A 1,179-nucleotide genomic window follows, 5' to 3' on the forward strand; every position below is an offset into this window, starting at 1 on the left:
CCTCGTCGGCAAGCATCTCCTGGGTCCAATTGAGAAGCGCGCGAGCGGCCCGCACCTGGCGGGAAGTGATCATACGCGATCACGTTCACGAGGCCGGGCCTATGCGCCATGAAAACGATTATTATAGTCGCCTTGGTATAAGGGGAACCGACAAACGCGAGCCGAGCGAACGTCCGGCGAGCGCGCCTTTTCCAGCGGCCGCGCGGACCATCGGGCCGCGCGGCCGCTGCCGATACGGGCATCCGAGTCGGCGGCGTTATGCCGGCGACAGGAAGCGAAGCCGCAGGGCCGGACGGTCCAGCCCTGCGGCAATGGGCGTCAACCTGTCTTGAGGCGTTGCATCCCTTCGGCCAGCGTCCAGAGCGCGCGGTTGAGCGTCACATTCTGGTCGATGCCGTTGATCGGTCGCGAACGGCTGCGACGGATATGGCCTTCGGCATTGCGCTTGCTGCCATGCAGCCCGCCCCGAATGATGTTCTCCTGTATCACGTTGAAGGTGGTCCACAGGCTGCTGTCCCGATCCTCGTGACGGCGCGGCTCGATGATCTGCTCGGGGGTAAGCGGGCTTTCATCATCGCCATAGCGGGCGACAAGGCTGACCTCGCCAAGCAAGCGCTGCTCATCTTCGGAAAGCCGAACCTCCTTCATCGTCTCGCTGGCGTCGATCAGCCGGGGGAAGTCCTCCGCCACGGTGTAAACGCCTTCGATGATGTCGTGCTGGATATTGCCCTTATGCGGCACGCGGACTTCCTCGAACCGCTCGCCCGCGATCATGCTGTTGGTGCAGACAAACCGCAGCATCCCGGCGAACATCTGATAGGCGCTAGTCCCGTCATGGCTGTTGACGATGATGACCTCGGCGGCCTCGGGCTTGCCGATGCCTCCGTCCCGGCGCAGCCGCAGCATATGCTTGGCGTGGCCGTGGCGGCTGCCGTCACGCGGGACCGACTGGACGGCGAAGAACGGGAACCATCCCTCTCGGCGCAGCCCCTCCACGATGTCGATGGTCGGGACATAGACATAGCGCTCCGAACGGCTGTCGTGCGCCTCGTTGGCGAAGATGGATGGGACGTGGCGATAGAGCGCCTCGTTGTCGAGCGGCTCGCGCCCGCTGATCTGATGGGCGTTGCGGCCGAACCGGGTGGCGAGGTGGTGGATGCTCATGGTCTTTCCTTCCGT

1 protein-coding gene is annotated in these 1,179 nt (G+C 64.2%); it reads right to left on the minus strand.

Annotated features, from left to right (window positions below; translation table 11 throughout):
- Positions 1-318: 318 nt before the first annotated feature.
- Positions 319-1,164, minus strand: coding sequence for a DUF932 domain-containing protein (locus AX735_RS04770; RefSeq protein ID WP_017502719.1), 846 nt, complete (start codon positions 1,162-1,164; stop codon positions 319-321).
- Between the last annotated feature and the right edge of the window lie 15 nt (positions 1,165-1,179).

Source organism: Blastomonas sp. CCH1-A6 (genome assembly GCF_001556365.1).
In the GTDB taxonomy this organism is placed as follows: domain Bacteria; phylum Pseudomonadota; class Alphaproteobacteria; order Sphingomonadales; family Sphingomonadaceae; genus Blastomonas; species Blastomonas ursincola.

Excerpts from the sequence above, each read along its gene's own strand:
- AX735_RS04770 (WP_017502719.1), bottom strand. The coding sequence starts at position 1,164 with ATGAGCATCCACCACCTCGCCACCCGGTTCGGCCGCAACGCCCATCAG.